Origin of the sequence: Flavobacterium glycines, from assembly GCF_900100165.1 — a bacterium.
GTDB classification, from domain to species: Bacteria; Bacteroidota; Bacteroidia; order Flavobacteriales; family Flavobacteriaceae; genus Flavobacterium; species Flavobacterium glycines.
Genome location: NZ_FNEO01000001.1, coordinates 1,350,868 through 1,369,595, shown reverse-complemented (window position 1 = coordinate 1,369,595; position 18,728 = coordinate 1,350,868). Strand labels below are relative to the sequence as shown.

General features: G+C 34.4%; 19 protein-coding genes. 3 read left to right on the top strand and 16 right to left on the bottom strand.

All coding sequences use genetic code 11. The features are described from left to right. Positions 1-13: 13 nt before the first annotated feature. A complete protein-coding gene (locus BLR17_RS05500; RefSeq protein ID WP_066326918.1) occupies positions 14-487 on the top strand; it encodes a GNAT family N-acetyltransferase in 474 nt (157 codons plus the stop codon). A gap of 10 nt (positions 488-497) precedes the next feature. Then, a complete protein-coding gene (locus BLR17_RS05495; protein ID WP_066326919.1) occupies positions 498-1,907 on the top strand; it encodes an ADP-ribosylglycohydrolase family protein in 1,410 nt (469 codons plus the stop codon). A gap of 1 nt (position 1,908) precedes the next feature. Here the strand turns inward: BLR17_RS05495 and BLR17_RS05490 are convergent, their stop codons facing one another. The 8 genes from BLR17_RS05490 to BLR17_RS05455 form a co-directional block, all read right to left on the bottom strand. Next, positions 1,909-2,439: an SRPBCC family protein gene (locus tag BLR17_RS05490; RefSeq protein WP_066326921.1), complete on the bottom strand. Its 531-nt coding sequence runs from the start codon at positions 2,437-2,439 to the stop codon at positions 1,909-1,911. A 2-nt stretch (positions 2,440-2,441) separates the two neighbouring features. Next, positions 2,442-2,876: a VOC family protein gene (locus BLR17_RS05485; protein WP_066326922.1), complete on the bottom strand. Its 435-nt coding sequence runs from the start codon at positions 2,874-2,876 to the stop codon at positions 2,442-2,444. Positions 2,877-3,001: 125 nt separating this feature from the next. Beyond that, a complete protein-coding gene (locus BLR17_RS05480) occupies positions 3,002-3,409 on the bottom strand; it encodes a VOC family protein (RefSeq protein WP_066326923.1) in 408 nt (135 codons plus the stop codon). 10 nt (positions 3,410-3,419) lie between these two features. After that, the gene (locus tag BLR17_RS05475; protein ID WP_066326924.1) at positions 3,420-3,830 is read right to left on the bottom strand and encodes an SRPBCC domain-containing protein; all 411 of its coding nucleotides are present in this window, start codon (positions 3,828-3,830) and stop codon (positions 3,420-3,422) included. A gap of 111 nt (positions 3,831-3,941) precedes the next feature. Further along, entirely contained in the window at positions 3,942-5,180 is a 1,239-nt protein-coding gene (serB, locus tag BLR17_RS05470; RefSeq protein ID WP_066326925.1) for a phosphoserine phosphatase SerB, read from the bottom strand. Positions 5,181-5,351: 171 nt separating this feature from the next. Continuing rightward, positions 5,352-6,584: an ATP-dependent Clp protease ATP-binding subunit ClpX gene (gene clpX, locus BLR17_RS05465; protein ID WP_066326926.1), complete on the bottom strand. Its 1,233-nt coding sequence runs from the start codon at positions 6,582-6,584 to the stop codon at positions 5,352-5,354. Positions 6,585-6,751: 167 nt separating this feature from the next. Beyond that, complete coding sequence (clpP, locus tag BLR17_RS05460; RefSeq protein ID WP_066326927.1) at positions 6,752-7,426, bottom strand: ATP-dependent Clp endopeptidase proteolytic subunit ClpP; 675 nt, start codon at positions 7,424-7,426, stop codon at positions 6,752-6,754. 200 nt (positions 7,427-7,626) lie between these two features. After that, entirely contained in the window at positions 7,627-8,952 is a 1,326-nt protein-coding gene (locus BLR17_RS05455) for a trigger factor (protein WP_066326929.1), read from the bottom strand. A gap of 247 nt (positions 8,953-9,199) precedes the next feature. Here BLR17_RS05455 and BLR17_RS05450 point away from each other — a divergent pair, with 247 nt between their 5' ends. After that, the gene (locus tag BLR17_RS05450) at positions 9,200-9,955 is read left to right on the top strand and encodes a tetratricopeptide repeat protein (RefSeq protein ID WP_066326931.1); all 756 of its coding nucleotides are present in this window, start codon (positions 9,200-9,202) and stop codon (positions 9,953-9,955) included. 7 nt (positions 9,956-9,962) lie between these two features. Here the strand turns inward: BLR17_RS05450 and BLR17_RS05445 are convergent, their stop codons facing one another. The 8 genes from BLR17_RS05445 to BLR17_RS05410 form a co-directional block, all read right to left on the bottom strand. Continuing rightward, on the bottom strand, positions 9,963-10,787 hold the full coding sequence (locus tag BLR17_RS05445) for an MOSC domain-containing protein (RefSeq protein WP_066326933.1): 825 nt from the start codon (positions 10,785-10,787) through the stop codon (positions 9,963-9,965). A gap of 179 nt (positions 10,788-10,966) precedes the next feature. Continuing rightward, positions 10,967-13,525: a heavy metal translocating P-type ATPase gene (locus BLR17_RS05440; protein ID WP_066326934.1), complete on the bottom strand. Its 2,559-nt coding sequence runs from the start codon at positions 13,523-13,525 to the stop codon at positions 10,967-10,969. Between the two features lie 70 nt (positions 13,526-13,595). Next, positions 13,596-13,967 carry a heavy metal-binding domain-containing protein gene (locus tag BLR17_RS05435; RefSeq protein ID WP_066326935.1) on the bottom strand — a complete coding sequence of 124 codons (372 nt, stop codon included), beginning with the start codon at positions 13,965-13,967 and terminating at the stop codon, positions 13,596-13,598. 96 nt (positions 13,968-14,063) lie between these two features. Continuing rightward, positions 14,064-14,624, bottom strand: a complete 561-nt coding sequence (locus BLR17_RS05430) for a helix-turn-helix domain-containing protein (protein WP_066326936.1) — start codon at positions 14,622-14,624, stop codon at positions 14,064-14,066. Positions 14,625-14,778: 154 nt separating this feature from the next. Then, positions 14,779-15,255 (bottom strand): DUF3659 domain-containing protein, encoded by a 477-nt coding sequence (locus BLR17_RS05425; RefSeq protein WP_066326937.1) that lies wholly within the window; start codon positions 15,253-15,255, stop codon positions 14,779-14,781. A 159-nt stretch (positions 15,256-15,414) separates the two neighbouring features. Next, positions 15,415-16,113 (bottom strand): DUF3347 domain-containing protein, encoded by a 699-nt coding sequence (locus BLR17_RS05420; protein WP_066326938.1) that lies wholly within the window; start codon positions 16,111-16,113, stop codon positions 15,415-15,417. A 151-nt stretch (positions 16,114-16,264) separates the two neighbouring features. Beyond that, positions 16,265-17,479, bottom strand: coding sequence for an efflux RND transporter periplasmic adaptor subunit (locus BLR17_RS05415; protein ID WP_066326939.1), 1,215 nt, complete (start codon positions 17,477-17,479; stop codon positions 16,265-16,267). A 2-nt stretch (positions 17,480-17,481) separates the two neighbouring features. Continuing rightward, complete coding sequence (locus BLR17_RS05410; protein WP_066327543.1) at positions 17,482-18,726, bottom strand: heavy metal-binding domain-containing protein; 1,245 nt, start codon at positions 18,724-18,726, stop codon at positions 17,482-17,484. Between the last annotated feature and the right edge of the window lie 2 nt (positions 18,727-18,728).

The window sequence follows — 18,728 nt, the reverse complement described above, 5'->3', positions numbered from 1 at the left end:
AATAGATAAAACAATGTATCAAATCCAAAAAGCAACACCCGAACACCTTGACGAAATAGCATCACTATGGGTAAAACTAATGAACCTACACAAAGAATTTGATGCTGATTTCTTTGCAGACACAGACAGTTTCGTCGATGAATACAAAATGAATTTAGATTGGTATTTGAGAGACACCACAAATGTTATTTTTATTGCCAAAAGTAAAAATAGAATTATTGGATATATAACGGCTGGCATTAGCTGGTTTAAATATTCCAACTACAATTCTAACAATTACTGTATCATTGGAGATATTATGATTGATAAAAAATACCGCCAGCTAGGTATTGGAAAAACATTTATAGAGGAAATTAAAAAATGGGCAAAGTCTGAATCTACACATAAGATTGTTTTGGATGTGTTTTCAAAAAATACCAAAGCCCTAAACTTTTTTAAAAATCAAGGTTTTAAAGATAATTTCAACAACCTAATTTTAGAATTTTAACTATTCCTAAATGCAAAATAAAAACCATCTTCAAAATATCCTTTATGGTGTTGTTGTTGGCGATGCGCTTGGCGTTCCTGTAGAATTTAAAAGCCGTGAATACTTGAAGCAAAATCCTATAAATACTGTGCAGGGTTTTGGCACGCATGATGTTCGGGGAGGAGTTTGGTCTGATGACAGTTCGCTGACTTTTTGTTTAGCTGAAAGCATCAATGAAGGATTCAGTTTGAACCAATTGGCTCAAAAATTTATAGCATGGAAAGTCTATAATTATTGGACTCCCCAAGGCTGGGTATTCGATATTGGCATAAGTACACGTATCGCCATTGAAAAATTAGCAGAAGGTATTAGCCCGGAAATGTCAGGTGGGTTTAATGAAAATGACAATGGCAACGGTTCTTTAATGCGTATTTTACCTTTGGTTTTATATCATAAAGACAAACCTATTGCCGAACGATTTGAAATCACAAAACAGGTTTCTTCCATAACCCACGCACACCTTCGTTCGGTGATTGGCTGTTTTTATTATTTGGAATTTGCCAAACAGATTATGGAAGGCAAAGACAAGTTTGAAATTTACCAAGACTTAAAAAAAGAAGTAACCGATTTTTTAAAATCCTTGCATATAAATCCTTCTGAAATTGAAATTTACAACCGTCTTTTGAACGGCAATATCTATGAGTTGGAAGAAGATAAAATAAGCAGTTCGGGTTATGTGGTTCACACTTTGGAAGCGAGTATTTGGTGTTTACTTACCACCGACAATTATATCGATGCCGTTCTTAAAGCGATCAATTTAGGAAAAGACACCGATACCACGGGAGCAGTTACAGGCGGTTTAGCAGGAATGCTTTATGGATTTGAAACAATTCCAAAATTTTGGATTACTGTTTTGCCAAGAATAGAGAGTATTAATAAACTGATTTATCAATATAAAAAAGAAACTATGGAAATAAAAGGATTCATTTCTTACAGATACGTTCGAACAGACAATATTGATTATGAGGGATTTTCCCGTGATTATACCCCTGTTGACTATCAAACTGAAGCTACCTTCTTTTTACCTAATGATGAAGGTAAAAATGTTTTGGTGTTTCAACTCCAATACCCTAAATACCCACATAATGTAGAAGTACAATATCCTTTTGATTGGGAATTTTATTCTGAAATAAAAGAAAGAAATATTGATTCGGTAACAATTTTCGTCAATACCATTACTTTTTTGGATGACAATCAGGTAATTTTCACAGGGTCTTTTGCAAATTGTCATACTACAGATGAATATTATGACACTTTTAATTTTTCTGCTTATTTCAAACACGACAACATCAAAAGTATCGTTAGGGCAAGTACTGTTTATTCAGATACCATTACAGACGTTTCATTAGACTCTTCTTTTTTAAAAAAAATCAAGCCCTAAACTATTCTTCCAAAATCTTCTTCAAATTAGCTAAATTTTGAGTCTGGGCGTCGGTTATAAATTTCTTCCCTATCAACGACATTAAATTCATTGGATAATCAGAATGCCCATAGAATTCATTTGTAACTTTCGTTTCATTTCCCGAAACCTCCTCTACAAAAGTAGTTGCTTTAGCATCTCCTTTCATTGGTCGTTCAAAATGCAAATCGACATCAATTCTGTCATCAGTAATTTTTGTAATTTGCTGTGAACCTTCGCCAACATTATCGTCTTTACTATTCCATGCTGCTCTAAAACCTACAGTTCCGTCAGTTCCGGTATAATTCATTACCACATTAGGATCCTGCATTACCCAAACACTATATTCTTCCTGATTTTTAATCAATTTCACATAATCAAAAACTATTCCTTTGGGTTGGTTTATAGTTGTTGAAACCGAAACCGTATAATCCTTTGGAATAAACAAAGCCACTACCAGAAGCAATACAATCAGAGCTAAAAAAACTGCTATAATTTTCTTTACTATTTTCATCCTTATTGCTTTTCGTTTTTATCAAAATTGACCATCCAGTTTATTCCAAATTTATCCGTAAACATTCCAAAATAAGCTCCCCAAAAAGTATCAGCCATCGGCATATAAGCATTTCCTCCTGCCGAAAGTCCGTTGAAAATTCGATCTGCTTCCTCCTTAGTTTCTACATTGACAGAAACCGAAAAATTGTTTCCAAAAACAACATCACCACTCGCCGAATTACTATCACTTCCCATTAACATTGTTGCTCCTATTGGTAAACAAACATGCATAATTCTGTTTCCCTCTTCTTCTGACAATTCAGGAGTATTATCGCCCGCAGGCATTTCATTAAATTTTCCGATGTATGGAAATTCTCCGCCAAAAACAGATTTATAAAACAAAAAGGCTGCTTCGCAATTACCATTAAAAATTAAATACGGATTAATTGTTACCATAATATATTGATTAAAATTGGTTATTAATTTTTAAACATAGCCCATCGGGTTAAATGATCAAAACACGTCGATCAGGGTACTTCTTATATAATAAAAAAGTAAACTCTTTCTATTGTCAGTTGTATTTATGACAACTTACTAAAATCCATATACAAAACACCCCAACGATGCCCGTCTAAATCAGCAAAACCACAGCCATACATCCAACCCTGACTCAAAGCCGGTTTTGAAAAGACTGTTCCTCCGGCCTCTTCAACCCTGTGGGCAATAGCATCTACTTCCTCCCAACTTTCGGCATCAATTGATATTAAAACCTCCGAACTTAGTTTGGTATCTGTAATTGGATTTTTTATAAATTCCTGAAACATGGTTTCTTCAAAAAGCATGATTACAAAATTATTTTCTCCAACTAACAAACAAGTTGAATATTCTGTATCATGTTGCTCATTGAAAGAAAAACCAAGTTTAGAAAAAAACATCTTAGATTGCTTAATATCTTTTACCGGAAGATTAAGCCATATTTGTTTTGCCATTGTATTGAATTTAGCTCAAATTATCCTCAACGTACCTCTTAAAATTATCCAATATAGCCTGCCAACCCTGATATTGCAATTCTTCTGAATTTACTGATTCCGGTTCAAAATATTCCCTGACTTCAAATCCATCTTCCAACTCTTCAAAAACTATAATGACTACTCTTCCGTCTTCGATAGTATAAGCAATTAATTTTTTATCTAAAACAGCGCAATATGTTCCAACAAAGTCGAAACTCATTGTTCCGTCTTTTGAAGCCATAGTCGATTTAAATCTACCACCTACTTTCAAATCATTCTCTGCAAAAGGTGTATGCCAATCCTCAGAAGCCATATTCCACTGGGTAATATGCTCCGGCAATGTCCATAAATCCCAAATCTTATCTATGGGAGCCTGAATTTTTGTTTGAACTGTTATCATTGTGCTTTATTTAAGTCTGTATTATAAAAATACAATTTTAAATGTAACGAAATAAAAAAACCTTAGCTCAAAAATAGAACTAAGGTTTTGAAAATGTTATATTTACGTATTCTAGATATCATCCATCATATCAATATGGCGATCATGATAACCCAATAGGTATAAAACTCCGTCAAGACCCAAACTCGAAATAGAAGTTGCCGCACTTTCTTTTACCGTAGGTTTGGCATGAAAAGCAATTCCTAACCCTGCTAAATTAATCATTGGCAAATCATTCGCCCCATCACCCACGGCAATAGTCTGGTTGATGTGAATCCCTTCTTTCTCGGCAATGGCTTTCAAATATTCGGCTTTCTTTTGACCATCTACAATTTCACCAATATAATTTCCGGTTAATTTACCGTCTTTAATCTCTAATTCATTAGCATGAACATAGTCGATACCTAGTTCTTTTTGCAAATAGTTTCCAAAATAGGTAAATCCTCCTGACAAAATAGCGGTTTTATAACCATAATATTTCAAAGCTTTCATCAAGCGGTGTGCTCCTTTTGTTATTGGCAAATTGATGGCTACATTATGCAACACATCTTCGCTTAAACCTTCTAACAAAGCCATACGTTTTTTGAAGCTTTCACTAAAATCAATCTCACCATTCATCGCCGATTCGGTAATAGCTCTCACTTGTTCACCTACACCCGCTAATTCAGCCAATTCGTCAATAACTTCAGTCTGAATCAATGTAGAATCCATATCAAAACACACCAAACGACGGTTTCTTCTATAAATAGTGTCTTCCTGGAAAGAAATATCAACATCTAAAGTTCTGGAAATCTCCATAAAACTGGCAGTCATAACGGTTTTATCTACAATTTCTCCCGAAACCGATAATTGCACACAAGAACGTGGATATACTTCTGTTTCTACAATAGAAGTTCTGCCTGTTAATCTTTTTATCGAATCAATATTTAGATTTTGGTCGGACATTATTTTAGTCACCGCAGCCAATTGAGCAGCAGCCAAAGTCTCGCCTAAAATATTAATGATATAACGCTGTTTAGACTGTGCTTTTACCCATTTTTCATAATCATCAATGGTAATTGGAATAAATTTTACTTTAATTCCTAATTCGTAAGCTTTAAACAACAAATCTTTTAAAACCGGAGCCGAAGAAGAACCGGCTTCTATTTCGAACAAAATCCCTAACGAAAGTGTATCGTGAATATCCGCTTGTCCTATATCTAAAATAACGGCATTATACATCGCCAATACTGATGTTAAACCAGCTGTTACCCCTGGTTTGTCCTGACCAGAAACTTTTAATAAAATAATCTCTTTATCCTCAATTGCCATTTTTAATCTATATTGATTTTAGAAGCGACAAAAATCGACAATCTATTGTAGATAAAAAAAAATATCGCGTGTTTTTTACAAAGAGATGATTTTAAGCTAACTCAAACTCATAAAAAAACCCGTCTCATTCAAAAAAACGAGACGGGTTTGAAATTTTATAAATCAAAAAAATTACGAAGCAATCTCTAATCGCTTCAATAAATTTTTATTCAAAGTTTCCTTAGCGTAATCCTTATCAATTTCCAGTATTTTATCATCAGAACTTGGTAATTCGTACATCGCATCGGTTAAGATAGCTTCACAAAGCGAACGCAATCCACGTGCACCTAATTTGTATTCTAATGCTTTATCTACAATAAAATCCAGTGCATCATTGGTAATAGAAAACTCTACATCATCCATCAAAAACAATTTTTGATATTGTTTGATTAAGGCATTTTTAGGCTGAGTCAAAATTGATCTCAAGGTATCTCTGTCTAATGGATCCATGTGCGTTAACACCGGTAAACGTCCAATAATCTCAGGAATCAATCCAAAATCTTTAATGTCTTTTGGAATAATGTATTGCAATAAATTTTCTTTATCAATATTATCTTCATTTTTTGAAGTAGAATACCCCACAGCCTGACGATTCAAACGTTTAGAAATAATTCTTTCTACACCGTCAAAAGCACCACCGGCAATAAACAAAATGTTTTGAGTATTTACCTCAACAAATTTTTGGTCCGGATGTTTACGTCCTCCTTTTGGTGGTACGTTTACAACAGTTCCTTCTAATAATTTCAATAAAGCTTGCTGTACACCTTCACCCGAAACATCACGCGTTATTGACGGATTATCGCTCTTACGGGCAATTTTATCAATTTCGTCAATAAATACAATTCCGCGTTCTGCTTTGGCAACATCATAATCAGCTGCCTGTAACAGACGTGTCAAAATGGTTTCGACATCTTCTCCTACATAACCCGCCTCAGTTAAAACTGTTGCATCCACAATAGCCAACGGAACATCCAGCATTTTAGCAATAGTTTTTGCTACCAATGTTTTACCTGTTCCTGTTTGTCCCACCATGATGATGTTACTTTTTTCAATCTCTACTTCGTCTTCCAGTTGCTGTTGCATCAAACGCTTGTAGTGATTATAAACTGCCACCGACATTACTTTTTTAGTCTGGTCTTGTCCTATCACATATTGATCAAGGAAAGCTCTGATTTCTTTTGGCTTTTGCAAAATCAAATCACCAACTAATTTTGAGTTTCCATTTGATTTCAACTCTTCAAGAACAATTCCATGAGCCTGTTCGATACATCTGTCGCAAATGTGCGCATTAATACCGGCAATCAATAAATTGGTTTCCGGCTTTTTTCTTCCACAAAACGAACACTCTAATACTTCTTTTGCCATTCTTTATTAAGTTACTAAGTTGCAAAGATACTAAGTTTCTAAGCTTTTAATTTAAAACCGAAAAACTTAGCATTTTGCAACTCAATATTTTTATTTTATTTTAAATTTTTCGAATAAAAAGAACACTCAAAAACTTAGTGTCTTAGTAACTCAGAAACTTTAAAAATTTATCCTCTTATTAAAACCTCATCAATCATTCCGTACTGTTTTGCTTCTTCAGCAATCATCCAGTAATCACGCTCACTATCAGCGTATACTTTATCAAATGCCTGTCCTGAATGATGCGAAATAATTCTGTATAACTCATCTTTCAATTTCAACATTTCACGTAAGTTGATTTCCATATCAGATGCAACACCTTGTGCTCCTCCTGATGGTTGGTGAATCATTACTCTTGAATGTGGTAAAGCCGAACGTTTTCCTGCTGCACCGGCACATAACAATACTGCTCCCATAGAAGCTGCCATTCCGGTACAAATTGTCGCTACATCAGGCTTAATATATTGCATTGTATCATAAATTCCTAATCCGGCATAAACACTTCCACCCGGAGAGTTCAAATAAATCTGAATATCCTTAGAAGCATCAGCGCTTTCTAAGAAAAGTAATTGTGCCTGAACGATGTTTGCAATCTGGTCATCAATTCCTGTTCCCAGAAAAATGATTCTGTCCATCATCAGCCTTGAGAAAACGTCTAATTGCGAAATGTTTAACTGACGCTCTTCTATAATATACGGAGTCATATTAGTAGGTGTCATCGCGTTTACGATTTTATCGTAATACATAGCATTTACTCCTTGGTGCTTTGTAGCAAACTTTTTAAATTCTTTACCGTAATTCATATCTATTTGTTCTATGTTTTAAGTTATATCTTATTTTTTCATTAAAGCAAAGGTCATACCTCTTTGCAAATAATGTCATTCTGTCTTGTTTTTAGTTTTCACAAACATTTAAAACAAAAGAGCGCCAAAAAAACTTCTGACGCTCAAATATAACTATTTTTTTAACTTTTGGCTAATGCCAAAGCTATTCACGAGATTATTTATTCTCCGTAAGAAGCAGCAATAAATTCTTCGTAAGTTACCTCTTTAGTTGTTGGATTTGCTTTTTCTTTGAACAACTCCAATAATTTTTCAGCAACTACCTGATCAGAAAGTCTTTTCACTTCATCCTGGTTAGATAAAACTCTTGCAACAATTCCTTCTACTTCTTCGTCAGTAGGATTCGTTTGCCCGAATTGAGCCATTTGAATTCTGATATTTTTAGCTGTGAAAGCTTTCAAATCTTCAAAAGTAATTTTGATATCGTTTTGAGATAATGCTTTTCCTTCGATTAATTGGAAACGCAATCCTTTTTCAGAACGAGCATATTCTACTTCAGCTTCTTCTGCAGTTAATTTTTTCTCACCTACAGTTTGCAACCATTTTTTAAGGAATTCAGCCGGTAAATCGAATTTTGTGTTTTCGATTAAGAACTCAGTTACATCTCCTAATAATTTTTGGTCAGCTTGTTGCGCAAATTGAGACTCAGCATCTTCTTTAATTTTTCCTTTCAATTCTTCTAAAGAAGCTACTTTTCCTTCTCCGAATAATTTATCGAACAATTCTTGGTTCAATTCAGCTGGCTCAGAAACAGTGATTGCTTCGATTGTGAAATCAACATCAACAGCCAAAGTATGAACCACATCATGACTTACTTTTAAGTAATCCATTAATTGGTGATCATCTTGGAATAAACCTTGAGTATTTACTGTAACTACATCACCTACTTTTTTACCGATGAATTTATCAGCAGTAGCTTTATCTTTGAAAACATCCAAAGAAATAGTTGTAGTATTTCCAATACCTTCAGCTTCATTAGTAAAAATACCTTTCAAATCAGCACCTTCTACAACAACCTCTTGTGGAATAGCATTTCCAAATTGTTTTTGAATACGCTCTACTTGTCCGTCTATTAATTTATCGTCAGCAGTAACTACATATTTTACGATATCGTTTTTAGCATCTAAGTCTAATTCGAAGTTTGGCACTAAACCGATTTCAAATTCGAATACTAATTCCTCAGCAGACCAATCTAAATTTTCGTTTACTTTAGGAAGTGGAGTACCTAAAAGATTTAATCTTTCAGACTGAATGTAACGCTCTAAAGCCAGGTCAACTACTTTCTTAACCTCTTCTTGTTTAATTGCTTTACCGTATTGTTTTTCAACAAGGTCTTTAGGCACAGCACCTTTTCTAAAACCTTTTACTTGTGCCAAAGGCATTTTTTCGTTGATTCTTTTTGCCACCTGACCTTTGTAATCCATGTGAACCACTGTCATTACAATCGTCTCGTTTACAGCGTCTATTGCTACTCTTTTAATATCCATCTTCTTCTTTAATTTACGTAATAAAATTGGACGGCAAAATTATAAAATTTTTATAAGTTCAGCAAGCTTTTTAGTATTTTGAATCTAAGGGAGTTATTTATTGAAAGAATGGATTACAAAATTGTTCCAAGTGAATTTGATTTTATCTAATTAGCCTCTAATTAAAAAATCAACACCTATTTTAAAAGTAAGAATATTTTTTATATTTGAAGAAAACTAATACTATTCAAAATCAACCAAAAAATTCATGAAGCCATCTTTTTTATTTTTTTTATTATCCTTTCTTTTAAGTCAAATTGGGATTTCACAAACTACCAAAACAAATTATAACAATTTAAACAAATTGTTGGCTCAAGGCGAGAAAGCGTATGCAGAAAACAATTTCATTTTAGCTAAAGAAATATATACAAAAGTAACCGATTCTATCCCATGGAATCATGAGTATTTATATAACCTAGCCGCAATTGAGCTAAAATTAAAAGAAACTGATAATGCTTGTGAACATTTTTATAAAATCTACACATTAAACGACACAAAAGTCATCAAATACCTTAGAGAATATTGCCCCAATTTCAGAAATGAAACAATATTAACACTGGATGAAGTCGAAGAAAAACCTAAATTTATATATAAAGACAAAGAATATCCATTAATTGAAAACAATAAACTACACCCAAAGTACTTATCTGCTCTTGACATCGCATTTAAAAATTCAAAAATTTTAAAAGAAAAAATGAATGGAAGATCATATTTAATAATTAAGGTTAATAAATTCAATGAATTTGATGGAAAAATATTAAAAGCAGCAGCTAAAAAAGAAGACTATAAAATGGTTGAAATGGAAATTATGAATATTCTAAAAAATATGGTCACTTATATTTCGGCAAAAAACAATGGTTCAAATGTTGCAATATGGGATCAATGGGGACTAACCATAAGCTTTAATGAAAAAACAGAACCAAACACACTGGAATATATTCCCTATACACAACAAAAGCTATGACATCCCATCATAGCTTTTTTTTACTAACCTCAACCACATCGCCTACAACAATATTTCCTTCTTGTTGCGCAATCACATTTTGCCCAAACAACACCTTATTCCCTACTTTTCGATATTTTGACAAAGTATATAAAGGTTCTTTACCTGCAAAAACACCTAATTCAGGATTTACTGTAGTCATAATACAGCGCCCACAGGGTTTTACACCATAGAAAGTAAGCGAACCAATTGTAAATTCTCTCCATTTTTCTTCTTCATAAGCTTCTGCTCCGGTAAACACAAAATTAGGCCGAAAACGTCTTATGGAAACCGGGGCTTGTAAACGGGAATTCAAATCATCCAATGAAGCCTGCCCTATCAGTAAAAAAGGAAATCCATCTGAAAAAGAAGTAATATTATCTGCACTTACGGCATAATCAGGATCTACTTTTCGAAGACTCTCTTCAGGCATGTAAACCAATCGAACTTCAAAACCCAATCGTTCAGAAAACCAAATATTAGCTTCAGCACTAACCTCCTCAGCTTCTACCACATCTTCCCAAACAGTCACCGCAGACATTATCTTTTTCTGATTTCCATTAGCTAATAAACTAATCTTCAAAGCCTCATTCTCTAATCCTTTATGAACAATTTTTAAAAAATCACCTTCTAATTGAGGCTGAAACAAAGCCAGTTCAGGATACTTTCTTTGGGTAACAAAGTTATTTTCCTCATCCACAAGCATCCATCGACGGTCGTTTTCCAGACCGCGTCGGGTTACTTTTGATTGTTTCAAACTTATACCTCCCAATGATTTTATGGGATAAATCCAAATTTCGGAAAGTTGCATCATTCTGTCTTTTTTTCAAAAATAATAAATTAAAATCTTAACCATATAAGTCAATAAGCTCATTTAGTCAATGCGAAACTTATACAGTAAAAAAGACTAATCAAACAAACCGATTTTAGTCATTATGAGTTAGCTGCGGTAATCTGCTAAAATCCGTTTCATCTGTGTCTCAATTTATATTTTTATATTTTCAAAGTTCGTAATCGCAACGCATTGGAAATTACCGAAACCGAACTAAAACTCATCGCTAAAGCCGCTATCATCGGCGACAATAAAATCCCAAAAAACGGATACAAAACCCCTGCTGCAATTGGAATCCCTATTACGTTATAAAAAAATGCAAAAAACAAATTCTGATGGATGTTTTTCATTACGGCATGACTTAATTCCTTTGCTTTTACAATTCCCTGCAAATCGCCTTTAACCAAAGTAATTTTAGCACTTTCTATCGCCACATCGGTTCCGGTTCCCATGGCAATACCTACATCAGACTGGGCCAAAGCTGGTGCATCATTGATCCCATCACCTGCCATAGCTACAATTTTTCCTTCGGCTTGCAATTTTTGAATAATTCTAAGTTTATCTTCCGGCAAACATTCCGCTTCAAACGAACTCAATTGCAATTCATCAGCTACTGCTCTGGCCGTATTGCTGTTATCACCGGTAAGCATAATCACTTCAACTCCTTTGCGCATCAATTCTTTCACAGCCGCTGCGCTACTTGCTTTTACAGCATCACTGATAAGCACATAACCTGAAACCAATTGGTCAACCGCAACATAAGAAACAGTTTTTCCCAGCTTCTGTTTGGTTAAAACCTGAGATTTCATTTCCTGAGGAATTGCAACTTTTAATTGTTCCATAAGTTTTTTATTGCCCAAAGCCACTCTTTTTCCATTTACCGTCCCGATAACCCCTTTTCCAGTGATAGCTTCAAAATCTTTTGCTTCTGACAAAACTATAGCTTTCGCTTTTGCAAAATGGACTACGGCCTGCGCCAAAGGATGCTCGCTATATTGATTGACAGACGCAATATATTGCAACAACTCATTTTCATCAGCATCAACAAAAAACACTTTTTCTACCGATGGTTTCCCTTCAGTCAAAGTTCCGGTCTTATCAGTGATTAAAACAGCTACCTTATTCATTTTTTCAAGCGCTTCGGCATTTTTTATCAAAACACCCAGTTGTGCTCCTTTGCCCACACCCACCATTACCGACATGGGAGTTGCTAATCCCAACGCACAAGGACAGGCAATAATCAACACCGCAACAGCATTAATGAATCCGTAAGCTAAGGCATTTTCTTCCGGACCAAATTTTGCCCAGACTAAAAACGTAAGTACAGCAACAGCAACTACAATAGGCACAAAATATTTAGAAATCCTATCGGCTAATTTTTGAATAGGTGCTCTGGAACGACTGGCATTATTAACCATTTGTACGATTTGTGACAATAAAGTCTCGGCTCCTACTTTTTCGGCAAGCATTAAAAAAGATTTATTTCCGTTGATAGTTCCCGCCACCACCGCATCATCTTTCTTTTTATCTGCCGGAATAGGTTCTCCGGTAATCATCGACTCATCAATAGTGCTTTCTCCTTCAATTATTTTTCCATCCACAGGAATTTTATCGCCCGGTTTTACACGTAACAAATCTCCTTTTTTAATTGCATCAATAGCAATCACTTTATCCACACCGTTTTCTACCAAAACGGCCTGGGTAGGCGCTAATTTTAATAACTCTTTTATTGCTCCGTTAGTTTTATTGTGTGCTCTGGCTTCTAATAATTGCCCTAACAATACCAGCGTAAGGATAACCGTAGTAGCTTCAAAATATAAATGGACCGTTCCCATTGAAGTTTTAAATTCTTCAGGAAAAAAATCAGAAAAGAACATCCCAAAAACGCTAAACAAAAAAGCCACTCCCGCACCAATACCGATGAGCGTAAACATATTCAAATTCCACGTCACTAAAGATTTCCAGGCTCGTTCAAAAAACATCCAACTTGCATAAAAAACCACCGGAAGGGATAAGATAAACTGAACCCAATTCCAACTTTTCATATCCATAATATGCATCATCGGATTGTTAGGAATCATATCTGACATGGCAATTATAAAAATAGGTACTGTAAACAACAATGCTATTTTCATTTTATGCAGCAAATCGGTATAGGTTTTATTTTCCTCTGATTCTTCAACTTGCAAAGGAACTAAATCCATTCCGCAAATAGAACAGGAACCCGGTTCGTCTTTAACCACTTCCGGATGCATCGGGCAAGTGTATTGAGTTTTAGCAATTGACATTTCAGGAGCTTTTACTAAATCCATACCACAAACAGGGCAATCACCTGCTTTATCATAAACTTTATCCCCTTCACAAAACATAGGACAATAATATTTCCCGGCAACTATTTTGTGATGATTCTCTTTACTCTGTTCATGCTTATGCCCATGAATTCCAACTGTACTGCAACAGGATTTTTTAGTTTCGGTATCGGCAAACTCTTCAACTGATTCCATTTTATGCCCCGATTCCATTTCGATAGTATATTTTCCAGCCGCCGATAATGCTTCCTGCATTTTTTGCGTAGGAATATGTTCCTCCATACTAATAATGGCTTGCGGAGGGAACAAAGTAACCTGAGCATCTATGCCTTCTATTGCATTCAATGTTTTCTCCACTTTAGATCGGCAACCATCGCAGGACATTCCTGTTATTTTATAAGTATGTTTCATGATAATAAACTATAAAAAAAGTCCCGTAAAACAGGACTCTTAATAATTAAAAATATAACTTTTAAACTATTTATTCTTTTGAATCCATCTCTTTATGCATGTCTTCTTTCATGCTTTTCATTGCTTTCATATCCATGCCACATTTAGGGCATTTACCCGGTTTATCACTCATTTCATTAGGATGCATCGAACAGCAAAATTTCTCACTATGTTTGTCAGCTTTCATTTTTTTATGCTTTCCTTCTTTCATCTTTTTTGCGACAACCAAATCCATACCACATTTAGAACACTTTCCGGGTTGATCATTTTTCACTTCCGGATGCATCGGACAAGTGTACATCACTTTTGGAGCTTCTTTTTTAGAAGTTTTTTCAATGGTTTGTGCAACTGCTGTTACAGAAACCGCTAAGAACAGACTTAGCAAAAGGAGTATTTTTCTCATGACTTTATTAATTTATTTTTGGTTATTATCTCAATTCAAAGTTCAGAAAATCATGCTTTTTATCTCTTGTACAATTTTGATAAAGTTTTGTAAAATTTACAATTTATCAATTTGTTTCCGGCTGTTTTCCTGAAATTGTTTATATGCAGTGGGCGAAAATCCGGTGATTTTCTTAAACTGATTACTCAAATGTGCCACATCGGTATAATTTAACTGAAAAGCAATTTCGCTCAAACTTAATTCATTGTAATTCATAAGCTCTTTTACTTTTTCAATTTTTTGTGTAATAAAGTAATGCTCGATAGTAATACCTTCGTTTTCCGAAAACAAATTACTCAACGCACTGTAATCCTGTTTTAAATCATCGGCTATATAAGTTGACAAATTAACTTTAAGTTGTTCATTTTGATAGTGCACCAAATTGACAATCCTGTTTTTTATCCGTTCAATGGTTTTGCTTATTTTATCGTCTAATAATTCAAAACCCAAAGAATTTAAATTTTTAGAAAGCAATTGTTTCTGATTTGCATCTAAATCAGTTGCTATTTCCACCTCGCCTAATTTTATCGACAAGGCGGTGATTTTCATTTCTTCCAATACTTTCTTTACTGCCATTTCACAACGACCGCAAACCATATTTTTGATGTAAATTTTCATTTTAAAAATTTAAATATCAGCTTCAAAAAGAGTGATTGATAATTGTTTCACAAAAGTTTTTTTTAATAAAAGTAACGAAATTTGATACTTTAACGATTTTGAAGTTTTACAAAAAAACAAATGGTTCGCTTAGTACGAACCATTTGTCAAAAAATTATTTTTTAGATTTTTCGCTATTCTTCTTGCGCTCCATCATTAAGCAATGGGCTGCACAGGCATGAAGTTTATAATTGGCATGCACAGTACCCATATTATGTCCTTTTGCATCCAATATTTCACATTTTTCACCTTCTGTTTTTCCTACATTAAGTACGTTTTCTCCTTTCATATTGTAATACGATCCATTCTTTTTAGCCATCCCCAGCTTATTCCCTTTCGAATCGACCACGTTGCCTTTTTCATCAATAAAATATATCGTCTGTCCTTTGCTGTCTTTCACCATATTATCCTTGGTTATAAAACCCAGTTTGTTCCAACCTTGATCGTGAATTTCACCTTTTTTATTAATGAAAATTTTTCCAGCATCTGCAGAATTCGATTTAGTCTGCGCATTAACATTCAACGAAATAACCATTAAAAACATTGTCAATAATGAAACTACTCTTGTCCAAATTAATTTTTGTGTTTTCATAACAAATATAATGTTTAAATATCGTCAGTTCTGCTGTTGCCCAGTCTTCAGGACCGCTGTTGCCCGACTATTTTATAATGCATTGTTTTTTATTTTTTTTACAATCTAAAATGAAAATCCTAACTCAATTTAAAGAGCATATGCTTTTTATCTTTTTACTTATTTAATTTCTTTAATCATACCTCCGCATTCCAGCATTTCTGAACCATAATACGGATTTTTGATGACTTTAAATTCACTAATCCAATAACCGCTTTTTCCTTCGTTATACATTGGGCAATAATCCTGATACAAATGCTGACTGCTTCCAAAATTTGCAATCAAAGTAGAAATATCTTTGCTCAAAACAGCAAAATACTTTCTTTGTAAATCCACTTTAGCTTCATTCTTTGCAATTAAGCCTGCTTGTATTTTCGCATCATCGGAGATGTTCAAATATTGAGTCAATAATTTTGAATCAATTTTAGCGGTATTAGTAGCTGAAACTGCTTTTACAAAATCGGTTGCCGCATTTGCAGCATCCTTTGCATTATCATTAGCCAGAGCATTTTTTATTTTCAAATACCCATTAATGATACCTTCGGTTGAGACAGAGGCTTTCACAGCTGCGCTAACCTCCTTAATTTCAACTTTAGTATCTTCTGATGCTGCTCCAGTTTTTTCCGGTTCTAATTCCATTCCGCATTTACTGCATACATCTCCTTTTTTCCCTGTAATTTCAGGATGCATTGGACAACTGTAAGTTACATCTGTTTTTACAATTACCTGCTCTTCACTGGCTTTTTCTTCTTTGTTTTTTTGATTACAACTTAATACCATAAGAGCTAATAAGCAGGAAGAAAGAATTATTTTTTTCATTTTTATTTTTTTTAAATTGATTTTATTAAAAGTTGAATTTCACTATAAACTATACCGAAGGTACGACATCTGAATAAGATTTCCCATTTTGATCGAATTGTTTGTCTAAAAAAACCAACCGTACTAGCTCTTGTATAAAAAAAGGATTCCGCTACATTTTCATCCCTTCCATCGGATTTTTTCCTTTTCTAAATTTATATTCACTATTGATGGCGTAAGCACCGGTAACAACGACTTTTTTATCAGAATCGATTGCTGAAACAATCTCAATCATTCCATCCGATTCGATACCTGTCTCTACCATCACATTTTCAAAAACGCCGTGACTTTTTTCGACCCAGATAAAAGTCGCATTTTCATCCCTAATTACTGCATCAACAGGAATAAACAATCCTTTTTGAGCATTCATTTTTAATCGGGCAATAGCCTGCATTCCCGGTTTTAAATCTAAATTGGGATTTGGCACTTCCATTCGAATAAGAAGCAACCTTGAGTCGGGATTGATTTCCGGATTGATAAAAGTGACTTTAGCGTTTACCGACTGATTGGGAAAATCCACAAAAGAAACCTGAGCCATTTGTCCTAAACGCAGATTTTTGGCATAATTAACATTAACTTGTGTTTCCAACCAAAGACTCTTCAAATTGGCTAATTTAATAACAGGAGCACCCTCCATCACATAATTTCCTTCTGTAACAGGAGTTTCCGAGATCGTTCCGCTGTAAGAACTGTAAAAAGTAGTATAAGGAGACACTTCTTTCTGGGTTTTTATCGCTTCAATCTGCGCATTCGATAATCCAAAAAACAATAATTTTTGTCTGGCCGAAGCCAATATGTTCTTCGCATTTTTACCAAAATCACCCGGCATAGACAGTTGTTTATAGGCTGTTAGATAATCCTGTTTGGCTATGGCAATATCTTCACTGTATAATTGATAAACCGCTTGATTTTTTTGAACAAAATCACCTGTTGCTTTAAAATATAATTTCTCAATACGTCCCATTGCTCTGGCCGCAATAGTTTTGAGTTGCTCCTGATTAATAGTCAAAACACCTGTATAACTCTCCTGGGGATTACTTTGTGAGGCAACAAGTTCCATAGTAGTAATATTACCTAACTTTATTTGCTGATCACTCAACGAAATTTCATCAGACATCCTTTCATCATTTTTCATTGGTGTCAATTCCATATGACAAATTGGGCACTTCCCCGGTTTATCTTCCTTCACTTGCGGATCCATCGAACAGGTGTAATGCAAACCTTCTTCGTGTTCATGCTGGCTGTGCTCTTCTTTGTTTTTAGTATTGCATCCCAAAGCAAAAACAAGCAAAAGTCCTAACAAAGCGATTTTTTTTAACTCTTTCATAATTATTCTGTTTTTATAAAACTCTCGCTATCCATCATATACTGTCCGTTTTGTGCTACCTCATCAGTAACCATAAGACCTTCGATAATTTGCACAAAACCATTTCTTTCAATTCCCGTTTTAACAGCAGTGGCTTTAAAGCCGTTTCCCTCTTTAAGGAAAACCATTTTTTTAGTTCCTAAACTTACCAAAGCCTGTTTTTCAAGCCAAATTCCTTTAATCGAATGCATCACAATATGTCCCTGCAAACGTAAACCTATAGGCAATTGCAATTTTTCATTATTGAGATACACTCTGATTCGGTTCGTTTTTTCAGCCGGATTAAGTTGGGTTTCGATAAAATTTACTTTTGCCTGAATAGGCTCTTTTTCATTAAATTCCGATGTAATTTCAATAGTCTGCCCTACTTTAATTTGACCGGCAAAACCCTGAATAACATTAAAAACGCCCCAGACTTTATTAGTATTTACTAATTTAAAAACGACCTGATTTTTAGTAATATAATCTCCTTCTTTAAGCAAAGGAATATTTGTTGTTTCTGACTTTTGCATAGTATCACCACCTGATAACTCCTCTTTTTCTGTACCACCAATAATACCACTAACAGGACAGTAAATAGAAATTAGCGGATGTGTTCTTTTGGTGGCAATCAGGGAATTAATTTGACTGTTAGTCATTCCGTAAAGCAATAATTTTTGTTTTACTGCTTTTATAATAGTTCCATTTTCAGGGTCATTTGAAATCAGATAAATAAAGTTTTGCTGTTCTGTAAGCAACTCCGGACTGTACAAATCAAATAACTTTTGTCCTTTATTCACTCTTTGAAAAGCATAGTTTACATACATTTTTTCAATCCTTCCGCTTACCCTTGCCGCTATGTTTACTGATGAATTAGAATCGTATGTTAGGGTTCCTGGCAAATCAACTTCGCTGCTTATCACTGTATCTTTAGCTGTAGTTGTTTGAAAATTACCTGCCACAAAGCGATCGGCAGGCTGTAATAAATCCTCAACGGAATAACTTTCTTCAGCTTGTTTTTCACTTACTTTTTTTACCAAAGCCATTCCACAAATAGGACAACTCCCGGGTTCATCCCGGATAATTTCAGGATGCATGGGACAAGTATAAATTGCTGTTTCATGCAAATGAGTCGTTTCATTTTTCGATTTTTCGACAAAATAATACACTCCAAATCCCACAAACAAAACGCCAATAACCAACAAACTGTATTTTAAATATTTATTCATAA

Bases quoted from the DNA above. Each gene is read 5' to 3' on its own strand.
- BLR17_RS05500 (WP_066326918.1), top strand. From the start codon at position 14: ATGTATCAAATCCAAAAAGCAACACCCGAACACCTTGACGAAATAGCA.
- BLR17_RS05495 (WP_066326919.1), top strand. From the start codon at position 498: ATGCAAAATAAAAACCATCTTCAAAATATCCTTTATGGTGTTGTTGTT.
- BLR17_RS05490 (WP_066326921.1), bottom strand. From the start codon at position 2,439: ATGAAAATAGTAAAGAAAATTATAGCAGTTTTTTTAGCTCTGATTGTA.
- BLR17_RS05485 (WP_066326922.1), bottom strand. From the start codon at position 2,876: ATGGTAACAATTAATCCGTATTTAATTTTTAATGGTAATTGCGAAGCA.
- BLR17_RS05480 (WP_066326923.1), bottom strand. From the start codon at position 3,409: ATGGCAAAACAAATATGGCTTAATCTTCCGGTAAAAGATATTAAGCAA.
- BLR17_RS05475 (WP_066326924.1), bottom strand. From the start codon at position 3,830: ATGATAACAGTTCAAACAAAAATTCAGGCTCCCATAGATAAGATTTGG.
- serB (WP_066326925.1), bottom strand. From the start codon at position 5,180: ATGGCAATTGAGGATAAAGAGATTATTTTATTAAAAGTTTCTGGTCAG.
- clpX (WP_066326926.1), bottom strand. From the start codon at position 6,584: ATGGCAAAAGAAGTATTAGAGTGTTCGTTTTGTGGAAGAAAAAAGCCG.
- clpP (WP_066326927.1), bottom strand. From the start codon at position 7,426: ATGAATTACGGTAAAGAATTTAAAAAGTTTGCTACAAAGCACCAAGGA.
- BLR17_RS05455 (WP_066326929.1), bottom strand. From the start codon at position 8,952: ATGGATATTAAAAGAGTAGCAATAGACGCTGTAAACGAGACGATTGTA.
- BLR17_RS05450 (WP_066326931.1), top strand. From the start codon at position 9,200: ATGAAGCCATCTTTTTTATTTTTTTTATTATCCTTTCTTTTAAGTCAA.
- BLR17_RS05445 (WP_066326933.1), bottom strand. From the start codon at position 10,787: ATGATGCAACTTTCCGAAATTTGGATTTATCCCATAAAATCATTGGGA.
- BLR17_RS05440 (WP_066326934.1), bottom strand. From the start codon at position 13,525: ATGAAACATACTTATAAAATAACAGGAATGTCCTGCGATGGTTGCCGA.
- BLR17_RS05435 (WP_066326935.1), bottom strand. From the start codon at position 13,967: ATGAGAAAAATACTCCTTTTGCTAAGTCTGTTCTTAGCGGTTTCTGTA.
- BLR17_RS05430 (WP_066326936.1), bottom strand. From the start codon at position 14,624: ATGAAAATTTACATCAAAAATATGGTTTGCGGTCGTTGTGAAATGGCA.
- BLR17_RS05425 (WP_066326937.1), bottom strand. From the start codon at position 15,255: ATGAAAACACAAAAATTAATTTGGACAAGAGTAGTTTCATTATTGACA.
- BLR17_RS05420 (WP_066326938.1), bottom strand. From the start codon at position 16,113: ATGAAAAAAATAATTCTTTCTTCCTGCTTATTAGCTCTTATGGTATTA.
- BLR17_RS05415 (WP_066326939.1), bottom strand. From the start codon at position 17,479: ATGAAAGAGTTAAAAAAAATCGCTTTGTTAGGACTTTTGCTTGTTTTT.
- BLR17_RS05410 (WP_066327543.1), bottom strand. From the start codon at position 18,726: ATGAATAAATATTTAAAATACAGTTTGTTGGTTATTGGCGTTTTGTTT.